Source organism: Candidatus Binatia bacterium (assembly GCA_036382395.1).
In the GTDB taxonomy this organism is placed as follows: Bacteria; Desulfobacterota; Binatia; order HRBIN30; family HRBIN30; genus JAGDMS01.
On record DASVHW010000072.1, the window covers coordinates 1 to 14,003 of the forward strand.

The 14,003-nt window shown below is 61.6% G+C and carries 12 protein-coding genes; 11 read left to right on the plus strand and 1 reads right to left on the minus strand.

The features are described 5' to 3' along the window. The first annotated feature begins 171 nt into the window (after positions 1 to 171). The 11 genes from VF515_03875 (at position 172) to VF515_03925 (ending at position 13,640) form a co-directional block, all read left to right on the plus strand. Complete coding sequence (locus tag VF515_03875) at positions 172 to 513, plus strand: hypothetical protein (GenBank protein HEX7406773.1); 342 nt, start codon at positions 172 to 174, stop codon at positions 511 to 513. A gap of 131 nt (positions 514 to 644) precedes the next feature. Next, positions 645 to 887, plus strand: coding sequence for a hypothetical protein (locus VF515_03880; GenBank protein HEX7406774.1), 243 nt, complete (start codon positions 645 to 647; stop codon positions 885 to 887). A 58-nt stretch (positions 888 to 945) separates the two neighbouring features. Next, positions 946 to 2,667 carry an NAD(P)/FAD-dependent oxidoreductase gene (locus tag VF515_03885; GenBank protein HEX7406775.1) on the plus strand — a complete coding sequence of 574 codons (1,722 nt, stop codon included), beginning with the start codon at positions 946 to 948 and terminating at the stop codon, positions 2,665 to 2,667. Positions 2,668 to 2,711: 44 nt separating this feature from the next. Continuing rightward, positions 2,712 to 4,337: an NAD(P)/FAD-dependent oxidoreductase gene (locus VF515_03890; protein ID HEX7406776.1), complete on the plus strand. Its 1,626-nt coding sequence runs from the start codon at positions 2,712 to 2,714 to the stop codon at positions 4,335 to 4,337. A 37-nt stretch (positions 4,338 to 4,374) separates the two neighbouring features. Next, positions 4,375 to 6,096, plus strand: coding sequence for an NAD(P)/FAD-dependent oxidoreductase (locus VF515_03895; protein ID HEX7406777.1), 1,722 nt, complete (start codon positions 4,375 to 4,377; stop codon positions 6,094 to 6,096). 18 nt (positions 6,097 to 6,114) lie between these two features. After that, complete coding sequence (locus tag VF515_03900) at positions 6,115 to 7,803, plus strand: NAD(P)/FAD-dependent oxidoreductase (protein HEX7406778.1); 1,689 nt, start codon at positions 6,115 to 6,117, stop codon at positions 7,801 to 7,803. Between the two features lie 57 nt (positions 7,804 to 7,860). Further along, positions 7,861 to 9,573, plus strand: a complete 1,713-nt coding sequence (locus VF515_03905) for an FAD-dependent oxidoreductase (protein ID HEX7406779.1) — start codon at positions 7,861 to 7,863, stop codon at positions 9,571 to 9,573. Positions 9,574 to 9,596: 23 nt separating this feature from the next. Beyond that, positions 9,597 to 11,252, plus strand: a complete 1,656-nt coding sequence (locus VF515_03910; protein HEX7406780.1) for an NAD(P)/FAD-dependent oxidoreductase — start codon at positions 9,597 to 9,599, stop codon at positions 11,250 to 11,252. A gap of 25 nt (positions 11,253 to 11,277) precedes the next feature. Continuing rightward, complete coding sequence (locus VF515_03915) at positions 11,278 to 11,715, plus strand: hypothetical protein (protein ID HEX7406781.1); 438 nt, start codon at positions 11,278 to 11,280, stop codon at positions 11,713 to 11,715. A 74-nt stretch (positions 11,716 to 11,789) separates the two neighbouring features. Next, on the plus strand, positions 11,790 to 13,271 hold the full coding sequence (locus tag VF515_03920; GenBank protein ID HEX7406782.1) for an FAD-dependent oxidoreductase: 1,482 nt from the start codon (positions 11,790 to 11,792) through the stop codon (positions 13,269 to 13,271). 30 nt (positions 13,272 to 13,301) lie between these two features. Beyond that, the gene (locus VF515_03925; protein ID HEX7406783.1) at positions 13,302 to 13,640 is read left to right on the plus strand and encodes a cupin domain-containing protein; all 339 of its coding nucleotides are present in this window, start codon (positions 13,302 to 13,304) and stop codon (positions 13,638 to 13,640) included. Positions 13,641 to 13,779: 139 nt separating this feature from the next. Here the strand turns inward: VF515_03925 and VF515_03930 are convergent. Further along, positions 13,780 to 14,003: hypothetical protein (locus VF515_03930; GenBank protein ID HEX7406784.1), on the minus strand; the 224-nt coding region annotated here is incomplete at its 5' end.

Below are 14,003 nucleotides of genomic sequence, written 5' to 3' on the forward strand. Positions count from 1 at the left end.
AGAATTCGCTTGACAACCAGGCCCATCAGAAGTAACCAAACAAACGTTTGTTTGTCTGGTCTGTGGGCTGCTTCGGGAGAATCCGTGATGCGGGAAAAGGCCCCGACCGCCAGACATCGGGGAATTGGAGTAGCCGAGAGAACACTGTCCCAACCGTAAAGGAAGCGCGCCATGGCAAGCAGGGAAAAAGTCCGGCAGTTCCTGGAAGAGTCAGAGTCCCACAAGCACTACTCGAGCATCGTTGAATGTGCCCTGACCTATTTCATCACCAAGGCGGAAAAGGAAGGTAACGCGCGCTTCGCGGACGACCTCAGGAAAGCGAAGAAGGATTACCATGAGGAGTTCAAGTGGGCCATCGAACTGACCGAACAGGTATGGGCGGAGCTGTTCACAGACGAAGAGTTGGACGACTTGATCGTGCTGCATTCCAACCCGGCACTGAAGAAAGCGCGCGCCCTAACGGCGGATATTTTCAATAGAATCTTGGAAAAATACGTCTTGGCGTCGGCCTGATGGAACGCACCACACCAGGAGCGGTTGCACAAATGGAAGAACGTCCTCCCGTAACCGAGGAAAAACGACTTTCGAGCAAACAGGAACCTCCTACTCCCGCCGCCAAGCAGGAAAGTCACGGAGCGATGCTGATGCGATCGACCGGCTTGGGAAAGGCCGAGCTGGTGGCGGAGATCATCGGGTTAAGGCGCCAAGGAGACTATCTCATCATGGAGCTGCAAACCACCAAGCCGGTACGCTGGAAGATCCGCGGCGGGCTGAGTCACAAGGATTTGCGCATGCTCCTGAAGGCGATGATGAAGCTCTCGGTGCTTTCCTTCCTGTTCAACCTACGCGCCTGGTTCAAGGAACCGGTGCATCCCGGTGACTTCTGAACCACACCGCGTGCATGTCCCCGCACTCACCGCGGAATCAAGATTATCGAAGGAGTTCATGATGGCTGATAAGACGTTCGATGCCGTGATCGTCGGCGGCGGGAACAAGGCGCTGCTGCTGGCCCTGTATCTCATCAAGTATGGCGGCATGAGTGTCGGCATCTTCGAGCGGCGACACGAGATCGGCGGCTGCCTGGCCACCGAGGAGCTCTCCGCCCCCGGCTTTCGCGGCAACACCCACGCCAACATCATTCTGCCCTGGTACTACGCGCCGGTCTGGCGCGATTTCCCCCAGTTCTGGGACTACGGCGCGCAATGGGAACAGCACACCTGCAGTGACGGGTTCGTGTTCAAGGACAAGGAGAACTGTCTGGCGATTTACAGCGAGAAGCACGATCCGACGTGGGAACGCACGGCACAGGAGATCGCCCGGTTCTCGCAGCGGGACGCCGAGACCTGGCGCAAGCTCTACAAGATGTCCCAATCCGAAGAGTATCTGCGCGTGCTCATCGATTCGCTCTTCCTGCCGGCGGAGGACCGACTCACCGGCACCGTCGAGGAACGCAAGATGATGATGTTCCCCGGGCTCATGGAGGCCGGCCTGGTCCCCGACTCACTGTCCATGAAAGCGAACGGCTTGCGCGCGGCCCAGGAATGGTTCGACAGCCCGGAACTGCAGTCCTGCATCCTGCGCTTCGCGGTCTCCTCCGTCATCGACATCAACGAGCCCGGCTACGGGATGTACACGATGGGCATGGCGCTGACCCTGCCCACGATCGGGTTCAACCGCGGCGGCACGCACCAGATAGCGCACGCCGCACATCAGCTCCTCGTCCAGATGGGCTGCAGCTTCTTCACCAACGTGGAGGTGAAGAGCGCCATCATCGAGAACGGGACGGCAACGGGGATCCGCCTCGCCGACGGCAGCGAGATCGCGGCGCGCAAGCTCGTGGCGAGTACCCTCTCGCCGCGGCAGCTCATCTTCGAACTGATCGGCGCGGAGCACTGCGACGACCTGCTGAAGAAGCGCGTGAAGCTGCTGGACGATACGTTCGGTTGCCTGATGTGGTACAGCTTCGCCGTCCACCAAGCACCCAAGTACAAGGCCGAGGCCTTCAACCCCGACATCCACGAGTGCCAGTGGCTGGGGATGCAGCCGGACCCCGACCCGATGCATATCGCCCGCGAGTGCTTCTATCAGAAGCTCAAGAAGTTCCCGCCGCTGGAGGATTACGCCCCCACCGTCGGCTGCCACAGCCTGGTCGATCCCGCCTTTGCCCCGCCGGGCAAGCACGTGGTGTACAACGAGCAGCTCGGCCCGCCGGCCAGCGCACACACCGAGAAGGAGTGGCTGGAGATCAAGAAGCGCTACGCCGACGAGCTCATCGGCCTCTGGGAGGACTACGCGCCGAACATGAATTGGGACAACGTCATCGGTGTCGATACCAACTGCGCCTTCGATCATACCCGGATGCGCAACCTCGGCATCAACGGGACCATGGCAGGCATCGACCGATCCCCGTTCCAGATCGAGGAGAACCGCCCGACGCCCGAGCTGGCCAACCACCGCACCCCGATCAAGCATCTCTACGCCACCGGAGGCTCGTGGCACGTGGGCTCCAACGCCGGATCGACCGAAGCGTATAACTGCTACCGCATCATCGCCAAAGATCTCGGGCTCGCCAAACCGTGGGAGGAGCCAGGAAAAGAAGAGCCGGATTCGTTGGTCGAGCAGATCAAGATCGTCAAGAAACGGGCGCAAGCTTCGGCGCCCCGATAAACACGGTGGCCTAGCCAACACTCTCAGACTACGAGGGCACAGACATGGCGCAAACCTACGATGTCATCATTATCGGCAGCGGTCCCAATGGGCTGGCAATCGGCGCGTATCTCGCCAAAGCGGGACAGAAGGTTCTGCTGCTGGAGAAGCGCTTCGAGGCCGGCGGCGGGCTGGCCACCGAACAGGTGACGATTCCCGACTTCTACCACAACACCCACGCGGTCTACATGATGATGGTGGACTACGCGCCGGTTTATTCGGATTTCCAATTCGAAGAGCGCGGCGTCAAGCACATCTGTCCGGAGCTGCAGGTGGCCATGCCACTGACCGATGGCCGGTCGTTGTGCATCTACCGCGACGTGGAGCGCACGTGTGCCTCGATCGCCAAGTTCTCGAAGAAGGACGCCGACAGCTACCGCGACATGCAGCGCCATTTCGAGGAGCTGATGAAGCACATCCTGGGCCCGCAGACCTACGTGCCGATGGAGGCCGCGCCGCTGATGGCGGCCAAGGCGGATCTCACCGAGCTCGGCCGCGCCTTGTCCGAGTACACCGAGAAGACGCCCGAGGAGATCGTCTGTGAGCGCTTCGAGAACGAGCAGGTCCGCACGCTCATGCTGTACATGGCCTGCCACTGGGGCCTCGATTACGCCCAGTCCGGGGTCAGCTACATGGTCCCCATCTACCTCAACCGCATGTCGAACTATCGGCTGGTGGCCGGCGGCTCGCATCGCGTCTCCAACGCGCTGCTCAAATCGATCTTCGAGAACAAGGGGCAGATCCGCACCAGTGTTCGCATCAAACGGATCATCGTCGAAAACGGTGCGGCGAAGGGCGTGGAGCTGGAGGACGGCACGCAGTTCATGGCCAACACCGCGGTGGTGAGCACCATCGACACGCATCAGACGTTCCTGAAGTACGTCGGCGAAGACAAGCTCGAAAGCGAATTCGTCGACATGATCAAGATCTGGCAGTGGGAGAAATGGAGTCTGGCCGTGTCGCATCTGGCCATGGCCGAGCCCCCGAGCTTCAAGGCCGCCGCCTCCCAACCCGACCTCAACACGGCGTTCATCCACGTCCTCGGCTACGAGAACCTCGCCGCGCTGAAAGGGCACTGGGACGCCATGGCGAAGGGCGAGATGCCGGCGAGCGCGGGCTACAACTGCTGCTTCCCGAGCATCCACGATGCCTACCAGGCGCCGCCGGGCCGAGCCTCCGGGCTGATCTCGCAGATGGCGCCGTTCGACTTGAAAGACGGCGGCTCCGAGCGCTGGCTGAACCACAAGTACCGCGAAGAGACAGTCGAGAGACAGCTCGCGGTGCTGCAACGCTACGCGCCGAACGTCACACGGGAGAAAGTGCTCTGGACGTATCTGACCACGCCGGCGGACATTCAGAACAAGTTCGCCAACATGGTCGAAGGCAGCTACAAGCAAGGCGCCTATCACCCGCTGCAGATGGGTTACCTGCGGCCGAACCAGGACTGCTCGCAGTACCGCACCCCGGTGAAGAACCTCTATCTCGGCGGGGCCAGTGTGGCCCCGGGCGGCATGGTGCTCTTTGGCCCCGGGTACAACTGCGCCAACGCCATCGCCGAGGATTTCGCCATCCAGAAATGGTGGACGGAGCCGGCGTACATCACGCAGGCACGCGAAAACGGGTACGTGTAGCAGGATACCGCTTCTTGAGTGGCTTGCGGAGGCACGTATGAGCAAAGATGAACGGTTTGATGTCGTCATCATTGGCGCCGGTCCCAACGGCATGGCGACCGCCGCCTATCTGGCCAAATCCGGCTTGAGCGTCTGCGTTCTGGAAGAGCGCACGGAGTGTGGGGGCGCCTGCGAAACGCAGGAGCCGATCCCGGGCGTGCGCATCTATCCGCACGCGATGCTGATGTACGCCTCGCCGGCGCCGGGCTTCGAGCAATTGGAGTTGCACAAGTACGGCTTCCGCATGACCTGGCACCCCGACTACGCGCAAAACGAGGATCTGGCCGCTCTCGCCTGTACCGATGGCTGGCGCCCCATTTCCATGCAGGACAAGATGGGCTGGGCCAAGCTCGGCGGCCTGCTCGGCCAACCGCCGTTCACCAAGGAGCTGATGCGCGCCACATTCTGGTGCCCGCCGCATCCTCCCGAAGTCGAGATCACGGACGACAACGTCCCCTACATGCAGGTCTACAAACAGCGCCAGCCGGACATGTACACCCACGAGCTGCGCGAGATGACGATGTTCGATCTGCTCGACGAGCACTGCGAGACCGAGCACTTCAAGGCCTGCATGGCGTTCGCCGCCTGGGCGTCCGGCGCCGCCGGCCACTGGGAGGGGGTAGCGATTCCGGCGACCCTCTGCGTGCAACTCCTGACTCTGCCCAACACCGGCCAGAACAGCATTCCGCGCGGCGGCCTGCACGGCTACTTCCACGCCATCCATCGCGCCGCTGTGCACAAAGGCGCGGTGGTGCGGACGAGTTGCCCGGTCGATGAGATTCTCATCGAGGATGGGCGGGCCGTGGGCGTACGGTTGCGAGAAACCGCAGCCATGGGCGGAAGAACGATCTGGGCCAACAAGGCCGTGATCGCCGCCTGCGACATCCACCAAGTCTTCCTCAAGATGGTCGGGCGACGCCACCTCGATCCCGGCCTCATCCAGAAGATCAAGGACGTCAGCTTGAAGAACCAGACCCTCTACGTCTCGGTCTTCCATACGAAGAATCAGCTGCGTTTGAAGCCGAATTGGGCGCGGGAAGACCGCGTCATGGGCGAGAACAAGCAGCCCTTCCTCGGCGTCTATCCGTGCGACTCGCGCGAGATCTACTACGAGAACGTCGCCGACGTGGACGGTAGGAAGGGCCAGCCGACGGTGCCGCCGGAACACGCCATGTGGTTCCAGGCACCGCCGCAGAGCTTCGACCCGACCGATTGCCAGGCGAACTATCCGGCCGCGCGCGGCTACATTTCACAAGCGTACGAGATGGCGGTCACATCACCCGACTACCACAAGGAGGGGGAGGACGCCCTCGACAGGCACAAGCCCGAAATGGACGCGTACATGCGCAAGGCCTACGGCCAGATGTTGGACGGTCTCGAAGACGACAACGTCATCCACCACTGGAGCGCCACCGGCCGCGATGTCGAGTTCCGCAACACCGGCATCATCGGCGGCACGTGGTGCGGCAGCCGCCACGATGAAGACCAGTTGTGGACCAACCGGCCAATCCCGGAGTTGGCTCGCTACCGCACACCGATCGACGGACTGTACCACGCGCACCAGACGTCTGGGCATCCGGGCGGACTGTGCCTAATGGCGATTCCGTACAACCTGATGCACATCCTCATCGAGGACGGCGTCGCCGAACCCGGCAAGTGGTGGTACCCGTCGCCGTGGTACATCCCCCAAGCGGGTAAGATCTCCGCGAAACGCGGCTAACGCGCAGGCACGAGGCGGATGATGTCAGACTTCAAATACAAATCGGAGTTCAAATACGACCCCACTGATGTGTTCGGACACATGCAGGAGGAGTTTCCCAAGAAAAGCGAATTCGACGTCGTGATCATCGGCGGCGGGCCCAACGGGCTCATCGCCGGCGCCTATCTCGCCAAGGCCGGCTTGAGCGTCGCCGTGTGCGAGCGGCGTTTCGAGGCCGGCGGCGGGTTGGCCACCGAGGAGAACCTCTATCCCTGCTACTCGTCCAACCCTCACGTCCTCTACCACATGATGGTCGACTACATGCCGGCGATCCAGGACTTCGAGCTGGACGGTCCCGCGCTCACCTGGATCAAGCCGAATTCCCAGACCGGCATGGTGTTCGAGGACGGCTCGTCGGTGCTGCTCACGCGCATGGTGCAGGACACCAAGGATTCCATCAGCAAGTATTCCTTCAAGGATGCGGTGACCTTCGGCAAGGTCATTCGCGAGTGGCGCAAGATCGTCGACGACATCATCGCACCGGCCACGTACATCCCGCCCATGGATCCGATCGAGATCACCATGGCCATGCAGCGCACCAAGGTCGGCCAGCAGATGTTGGAGATCGGTGAACTGAGCCCGCTGCAGCTCATCACGGAGACCTTCGAGCACGACAAGGTCCGTGCGCTCCTGCTGTATGCCACCTGCATGTGGGGGTTGGATCCGCGCGAGACCGGTATGGGCTTCATGGTGCCCCTCATGCTCGATCGCGCCATGAACAAGTGTTACTGCTACGGCGGCTCTCACAAGTTCGGCAGTGCGTTGGCGCGCCAGGTTGTCAAGAACGGCGGCTTGATCCTGGAAGCGGCCACCGTGGACAAAATCCTCATGGAGAACGGGCGGGCGGCCGGCGTGCACATCATGCACGAGGACCGTGTCCTGCGCGCCAAAGTGGTCATGTCCACCCTGGACCCGCACTCCACGTTCCTCGACTTGGTCGGGGAGCAGCATCTGCCCGCTACGCTGAAGGAGTCGGTAAAAGGATGGGCCTGGGACAAGTGGAGTTTCAACACCCTCCACATCGCCGCTGACGAGCCACCGAAGTACGTCACCGACGATCCGTGGATCAACGAGTCGTTTGCCACCGTCATCGGCATAGAAAGCGTGGAGCAGCTCCTGAACCATTGGAGCAACGTCGCCGCGGGGAAGATCGACCTGAACAGCTTTGGTGGCCACTCGACCTGCGAGAGTCTGTTCGACCCGACGTTGAGCGACCGCCCCGGCAAGTACGTGTCCATGTTCCAGATCCATGCGCCCTACGGGATCAAGGGCGGCTGGGTAAATCACCGCGAGGAGATCAAGGCGGCCATGCTGGCGAAGTGGCGGAAGGCGGCGCCGAATCTGACGGCGGACAAGATCATCAGCACCGCCATGGAGGATCCCGAGGAGATCGAGATCCGTTTCCCGAACATGCGCCGCGGCTCCATCAAGCACGGCGACTACCGGCCGCTGCAAATGGGCTGCTACCGCCCCAACCAGGAGTGCTCCGGCACCAACACCCCGATCGAAGGTCTCTATGTCTGCGGCGTGTCGGTGTACCCGGGAGGTCTGGTGCTCGGTGGTCCCGGCTATCTGGGCGCGAACAAAGTGGCCGAGGATCTGGGAGTCAAGAAATGGTGGAAGCCCACTCGGGAGATGGACAGGTACATAAAAACGTATCTCAAATGAAAAGCTGACTTTCCCCCTTTTTGCCAAGAAGCGAAACCTAACCGACGGAGGTGAACGATGGGTAAGGAAGAACGGTACGATGTCGTTATCATAGGTGCCGGTCACAACGGCACCACGACCGCGGCGTATCTGGCGAAGTGCGGACTGAGCGTCTGCGTGCTGGAGGAGCGGCCGGAGTGTGGCGGAGCGCAGGAGACGGTCGAACCCATAGCCGGGGTGCGTATCCAGCCTCACGCCATCGCCAACTATGGCGGATCTGCCCCGGGCTGGGAGCAACTCGAACTGTGGCGTTACGGCTTCCGGATGGATTGGGACCCTAGTGTGCCGCTCCCGATGGATTTCGATCGCTATCTGTTCACCCGCGACGGGATGTCGCCGATCACCGAGAAAGACAAGATGGGCTGGGCCAAGATCACCGGCCTTTTGACCGATCCGCCGTTTTACAAAGATCTGATGCGCGCCACGTTCTGGTGCCCGCCGCATCCCCAAGGCGTCGAGCTGAACGAACACACCATCCCCTACATGCAGGTGTACAAGCAGCACCTGCCCGAGGTGTGGAGCCGGGAACTGATGGAAATGACGATGTTCGACCTGATGGACGAGCATTGTGAAACGGAACCGTTCAAGGTGAACATGGCGTGGACGGCGCTGGTCTCGGGCGCGCACGGCCACATGGAAGGGGTAGCCATCCCGGCGCTCTGCAGCGTGGCCACCGTGTTCCCGCCGGCGGTGGCCAAACCGGTGGCCGCGCGCGGCAACATGCACGGCTACTACCACGCGCTCTTTCGCTGCGCGGTCGCCAACGGAGCGATATTCCGCGCCTGCTGCCCGGTCGAGGAGATCATCATCGAGAACGGGCGCGCCGCCGGCGTGCGCTTGCGCGACGACGCAACCTGGGGCGCCAAGAAGATCTGGGCGAACAAAGCGGTGATCAGCGCGGCGCACATCAAGCCGACCTTCCTCAAAATGATCGGTCCGCGGCATCTGGACACCGGTTTCATCCAGCGCATCAAGGACCTCAGCCTCAAGGGCGGCAGTCTCTATATGACGCACTTTCTCACCCGTGAGGAACTGCGCTACCGTCCCAAGTATCAGCGGCAGCCGGCGGAGAAGTACCCGTTCCTCGGCCCCTTCTTCCCCTCTGACAGCCGCGAGATCTACTTCGAGAATGTTCGCGACGTGCTGGGACACCAGGCGAACCTCACGCTGCCGCCGGATAAGGCGATGTGGGGTATGGTGTCCAGTAACTTGTACGATCCGACGAACCCGCAGTGCACCCGCGAAGGCTACGTCATCAACGGGCCGCTGTGGATGATGGTGCCCACCCCCGAGTACCAGGTCGAAGGTATCGACGCGATGGACCGGGAGAAAGAAAAGTGGAACGAGTACATGCGCCAAGCCCTCGCCTGTGTCGTCGAGAATGTCGAAGAACCGAACCTGGTACGGATCTTGGGCGAGACGCCGTGGGAGCAGGAACTCCGTAACACGGGAATGATGGGCGGTTCGTGGTACGGCACCCGCTGTGACCGCGACGAGTGGTGGAACGAACGGCCACTGCCGGAACTCTCGCGCTATCGCGTACCGGGCATCGACGGCCTCTACCTGGCGCACCAGTCGGCGGCGCATCCCGGCGGCCTGTGCCTGATGGCCGTCGGCTACAACCTGATGCACATTCTCATCGAGGACGGCGTCGCCCAACCCGGCAAGTGGTGGTACCCGTCACCTTGGTACATGCCACAAGAAGGCAAGATTTCCGCCAAACTTGGTTGAGCTGGAAAAGCAGGAGGAATGCCATGGCAAAGAAGGAACTGGTTGGCCAACCCCACCCCCAGAGTTTTTTCTCCGAGTTTCCGGCGGAAAGCGAATGGGATGTCGTCATCATCGGCGCCGGACCGAACGGCTTGATCACCGCGGCCTACCTGGCCAAAGCCGGCCTCAAGGTTGCGCTGGTTGAGCGTCGCTACGAGATCGGCGGCGGGCTCGCGACCGAGGAGATCCTCTATCCGGGTTACTACTCCAACATCCACGCGATCTACCACATGATGGTGGATTACATGCCCGTGCTGCGGGACTTCGATCTCGGCCGTCACGGCCTGGTCTGGATCAAACCCAACCTGCAGACGGCAATGCTCTTCGAGGACGGCAAGTCGCTGCAGCTGACGCGCATGATCGAAGACACGATTGACTCCATGCACAAGTTCTCGCAGAAGGACGCCGTCGCTTTCGGGAAGGTGATGCGGCAGTGGCGTCGCATCGCCCGCGAAGTCGTGGTTCCGGCCACCTATCTGCCGCCCATGTCGCCGCTGGACATCTCCATGGCCATGCAGCGCACGGACCTCGGCAGGGAGATGATGGAGATTACCGAACGCAGCCCGCTGGACATCATCACGGACACGTTCGAAAACGACCGCATACGCGCGCTCCTGCTCTACACCTGCTGCATGTGGGGGCTGGATCCCAGAGAGACCGGCATGGGATTCTTCGTCCCGCTACTCATCGACCGGGGGATGAACAAGTGTTACTGCCAGGGCGGCTCGCACAAGCTGGCCGCGTCGTTGGCCCGTGAGTTCCTGCGTGCCGGCGGGACGATCCTGGACTCCTCTCAGGTCAACAAGATCATCATGCGCAACGGCGCCGCCGCCGGCGTCGAACTCTGGGAAGGCCGCACGCTGCACGCCGACGTCGTGATCTCCAGCCTCGACCCGCACAGCACCTTCTTCGACCTCGTCGGCAAGCAGAATCTGCCCAGCGACCTCGCCGAAGCGGTGGAGGGCTGGAAGTACGACAAGTGGAGCTTCAACACCCTGCACGTGGCCTCGCGCGAGGCTCCGCGCTATGCCTGCGATGATCCATGGGTGAACGAGTCCTTCATGACGATCTTCGGTTTCGAGAGCACCGCCCAGGTTCTAGCGCACTGGGACAACGTCACGGCGGGGAAGCTCGACCTGAAGAATCTCGGCGGCCATTCCACCTGCGAGACGTTCTTCGATTCTCATCTGGCACGCAAGCCGGGACAGATCTCCTTCTTCCAGACGCATGCCCCGTACGGGATCAAGGGCGGCTGGGACGAGCGCAAGGACGTCGAGGACGCGATGCTGGCCCGGTGGCAGAAGGCCGCGCCGAACATGACGCGGGCCAACCTCGTCGCCACCAACATGGAGACGCCCAAGGACATCGAGACGCGCCTGCGCATGCGCTTCGGTTCGATCAAGCACGGCGACTACAAACCCGTCCAGCTGGGCTGCTTCCGCCCCAACCAAGAGTGTTCCAGCACGAGCACACCGATTTCGGGCCTGTACGTATGCGGCGCATCCACGTACCCTGGAGGCCTGGTGCTCGGTGGGCCGGGGTATCTCGCCGCCAACAAGGTCGCCGAAGACATGGGCGTGAAAAAGTGGTGGAAGCCGACACCCGAGTTGGAGAAGTACACGGCAACCTATCTCAAGTAATTGAGAGGGCAAAAGGAGAAACACCGTGAACAGCAAGAACGAGCGGGAATCCCTCGCCGCAACCTTCGACCGCCACGCGGCGGAGGAAGGGAAGATCCTGGCAGAGTACCGTACCTTGTCGGAAAAGCTGGGAGACAGTCCCGCCGGCTTTCTCGTGAGCCATATTCTCACTGAGGAGGAGATGCACCATCTCCTCCTCACTACTGTAGCCAAGTGGTTGCGGGAGCACCCCTCGAGCCAAGAGCGGGTGGTCCCGCAGGGCGTGAATGTCGCTGAGCTGCATCGCCTCACTCAGACGCTCCAAAAACACGAGACGGAGACCATCGAGACCTGCCGCCAGCTCAAATCCCAGCTTCCCCCGACGGACGGAGATCTTCTCGGCACACTGCTCGATGTCGTGATGTCGGACAGCGAGAAGCATCATCGACTGCTCTCGGCCGTGGAGAAGATGATCACGAGATGATCACGACTCGAGGGAGAGACAATCGACACACCCTTTCGGATTTTCACTAACCCCATTCACAAGGAGGCAACGGTATGGCGAGGGAGAGTTACGACGTCATCGTGATCGGTAGCGGACCGGGCGGAGGTTCGTGCGCTACCCTGCTCCAGAAGCGCGGCATCCACACCTTGCTGATCGAGAAGAACAGTTTTCTCGGTGGCAAGATGGTGAGCATCAAAAAAGATGGCTACGCCTACGATCTCTTCCCGCACGGGCAGGTTCCCATGCGTCAGCCCGCCTTCGAATCGATCTTCAACGAGCTGGGGGTGGGCAGCGACTTTCGGCCCGCCCTGCGGCCCGACGACACGCGCGACGTGATCAAAATCTGCTACCGGCGCAAGGATTGGAAGGACTACAGGCTGGTGTCGCAGGCGCAGGCCATGGCCGACGCCACGCCGTTCTTCCGGCTCTGGGACATCAGCGCGGAGGCGCAGCAGAAAACCATCGCCTTCATGACCGACATCGCGACGATGCCTGACGAGCGCGTGAACGATTTCGACAACGTCAGCATGCACGAGTTTCTCTCGCGCTACGACATCCCCTACGAGCTGTACAGCTACATGGCCTTCCACGCCAACGCCTCGCTGGCCGAGCCGATCGATTTGGTCGCGGCTTCAGAGCAGATTGTCATTCTCAAGCAGATCATGCTCCAGGGCGGCGGCGGCCAGTACCCGGGCGGCTTCGGCATGCTCACCGACGTCATGATGCGTGAGTTCGAAAAGAACGGCGGCGACCTCATACGCAATACCAAGGTCGAGAAGATTATCGTCGAGGATGGCGCCGTCACTGGCGTGGTCACCCCGAAGGGAACCTTCAAAGCCCCGGTAGTGGTGAGCAGTGCCGGCATCCAGCCGACCGTGCTCAAGCTCGTCGGCCAGGAACACTTCGATCGTAGTTACCTGAACTACATCAAGGGACTGGCGCCGGGTTGGGGTTTCACCAGCATCCGCTATTTCCTGAAGAAACCGGTGATGGACGTGGCCATGTATGTGGCCTACGCCGACGACAGTTGGTGGAACATGGAGCGGTTTCGGCGCGTCAAGGACGGCCACATCCCCGACGAGGTGATCCTCTTCATGTGCAACCATTCCTTCTACGACGCAGAGGCGGCGCCTCCGGGCAAGCAGGTCCTGGTTTCCGGCACCATCTGCTCCCCGAACCCTGAAGCCAAGGAGATCGAGGGTTTGTGGAAGCGGATGGACGAGCAGATGGTGAAGTTCTTCCCGGAAATCTGGGAGGCCACGGAGCGTAGGGAATACGCCGGGCCGCGAGACATCAGCAACATGACGCGGGACAGCGTCCTGCCGGGCCAGGGCGGCGAGTGCGTCGGCCTCGGTCAGGTCGTCGGCCAATGCGGCAAGATGAAGCCCAGTTCGACGGCGCCAATTCGCGGGCTCTACTACGCCGGTGCCGACGCCGGCGGTGCCGGCATGGGCACACACCAGGCTGCCTGTTCGGGGATAGAGGTCGCGCGCCTGGCCGGGCACTACCTCAACAAGCGGCTGAAGGCCCAGTAAACGGGGAGACTGGGAGGAAGGGAGTCACCGATGCCGTCAGATCGAGGCACCGAAAGCGAGCTTGCCGGCGCCATCACCCAGTCCGATCTTGTCCAATATCAAGCTGGCGCTGTCGTGAGCCGAGCCCTGATCAAGAAGCCCACCGGGACCGTAACGGCGTTCGCCTTCGATGCGGGCGAGGGCCTCAGTGAGCACACGGCGCCGTTCGATGCGCTCATTTTGATGGTCGACGGAGAGGCTGAGATCACGATCTCCGGGCTCGCCAACAGAGTAAAGGCGGGAGAAATTTTCTTACTTCCGGCTCATCAGCCCCACGCGGTCAAAGCGCTCACGCGGTTCAAGATGATCCTCGTAATGATCAAAGCGTAGGTACCGGCTGCATGATCGAGATCTAGCGAGATGAAACAAATGGAACCACGTCCCGAGAGCGCGGCCCGGATGGTTCCCTCCGGCACGTGCGAGTTGCGTGCGGTGAAGGCGCGGCCGGAGCAGATCGAGGCAACTGCAGTCAGTACTCGTCGAGATGCTCCATGACGATCATCTTGAGCATCGTTTGATACGGAAGACCGCGCTTGGCGCCCTTTTCCTTGAGCTTACTGATGAGATCGTTTCCCAGCAGGATCGACGTCGGTCGCTGCGGGCGCACCACGATAGCCGAACCGGATGCTTCGATATCGTCACCCAGATCCCGCTCTACAAACTCCCGCAGCTGTGCGTCGTTGCGTACGCGCG